Below are 1,664 nucleotides of genomic sequence, written 5' to 3'. Positions count from 1 at the left end.
ACTGCTCCCGATTAATCACATAGTTATCTCCCCGAGAAACAAACCAATCTCTGCTGATTTTTAGGGCTTCTTTATAATCATCCGTTTGAATATCACCGCTTCTTCCTGTCTTTAGGGGAAAACCCTCTATTACCTTAGCCAGATACTCCATCACCCTATACCCACAAAGGATTTTTTTGGTGGCATCGGGGTTAGGGGGATAACAGTTCCTATCATCAGAATTTAAAACTTCCACCATATAGTTGATTGCCAGAGAATGCCGGGTATACATCAATTCGGGCAGAAGATCATAAACCAAAGCATCATTTACCTGCTGTTGGTACACTCTTTCCATGATAATGTTAATGGCTTGCTCGTTTCCCATGCGAGCCAATGCCAACTGACCAGCCCATTTCGTTTTTGCCTTTAAACCTCCCTGCTTTATCAATTGAATAATTACTTCTTCTCCTCCTTCTACCTCCAAATAACCGGTTATGCGCAACAATCTTTCCAAACCTGGAGATTGCGGAGTAATAAGTCGTAGTAATACACCTCTTGCCTTATTGGAGAAATCACCCTTTTGAAATTTCATCAGATTTCTACTATTCCGGCTTCCCAGTCTAGCATCCTCACAACCATTTAATAGTTGAAGGACCACCTGCTGCCGAAGAGATAAAACCGTACTCTTTAAACCAATACGAGTGCTAATGCCATAAGCCTGCTTACGTACCGAATATAAACTATCAGCATAATAAGCCCCCAAAGCTCTCAATAAGGATTCTGCATTTTGGGGGTTATCCACCAGTACTCCATTCATACTTGGGCTTTCACCTTTTCGTACTGCAGAAAAGTATTGGTTTAACCAGGATTGAGAGTCATCGGGGATTTGCGCCTTGATCTCAATAGCTATTAAAAGAAAGGTCAAAAATAACGTACAATAAAGTTTCATAAAATCAAGATTATTTTATCTATTTAGATATTCTTAAATTCCAAAAAGAAAAAAGTATACCCTTCCTGTTTTTTTTACCATTAAAAAAATTGTTTCTTAAAAAAACAAAATTCAACAAATACATTTAAAAAAAACTTAAAATCGCAACAAAATAAGCATATTAAAACAAAAAAGTAAATACATAATTATTAGATTTAGAAATCATCAAAATCTTAATTCAACATTATGAAGAAATTAATTATTTTTTTAATTATTTCCATATTCTCTATAATATGGAATAAAAACCCAGTTAATGCTCAAGGGAAAGCTATAGCAAAAAAACTCAAGGCAGGGACCCCCCTAAAGAATAGGCTAGAGTTAGAAATCCCGTTTTATTTCGGCACTTCCGAAATAAATGAGGAGGCCGCTCGAAGGCTAAACTTTATTGCGGAGGGGATTACAGGAGGGCTAACCTTCAATCGTAAAGACCAAATATACATTTATGGTTTTGTCTTAAACGAAGAACCTGAACTTATGGCCGCCAGAGAAAAAGCGGTAATGGACTTTTTAAAAGAAAAAGGGGTATCATCTAATTTTCTGATATTAACAGCGGGAAAAGATGAATATTTACTAAATGAAGGGAGAAAGAAAGTGACCCCAGATCCTGAAAATCGTTGTGTAAGATTTTACTATATGACATATTTTTAAAAACATTTCTGTCCTCAAAAAAAATTGAACCTATGATAAAATATTATAC

Annotated in this window: 2 protein-coding genes; one reads left to right on the top strand and one right to left on the bottom strand. The window is 35.8% G+C overall.

Annotated features, from left to right (window positions below; genetic code table 11):
* A partial coding sequence (locus E1171_RS01725; protein ID WP_155203464.1) for a hypothetical protein occupies positions 1 to 928 on the bottom strand: 928 nt, incomplete at its 3' end.
* Positions 929 to 1,153: 225 nt separating this feature from the next.
* On the opposite strand from E1171_RS01725, the gene E1171_RS01720 reads away from it, so the two are divergent.
* Entirely contained in the window at positions 1,154 to 1,615 is a 462-nt protein-coding gene (locus tag E1171_RS01720) for an OmpA family protein (protein ID WP_155203462.1), read from the top strand.
* The last annotated feature ends 49 nt before the right edge of the window (positions 1,616 to 1,664 follow it).

This window comes from Xanthovirga aplysinae (assembly GCF_009711365.1).
Classification (GTDB): domain Bacteria; phylum Bacteroidota; class Bacteroidia; order Cytophagales; family Cyclobacteriaceae; genus Xanthovirga; species Xanthovirga aplysinae.
The sequence above is the reverse complement of the archived record's forward strand: the minus strand, read 5'-3'. Positions and strand labels throughout refer to the sequence as shown.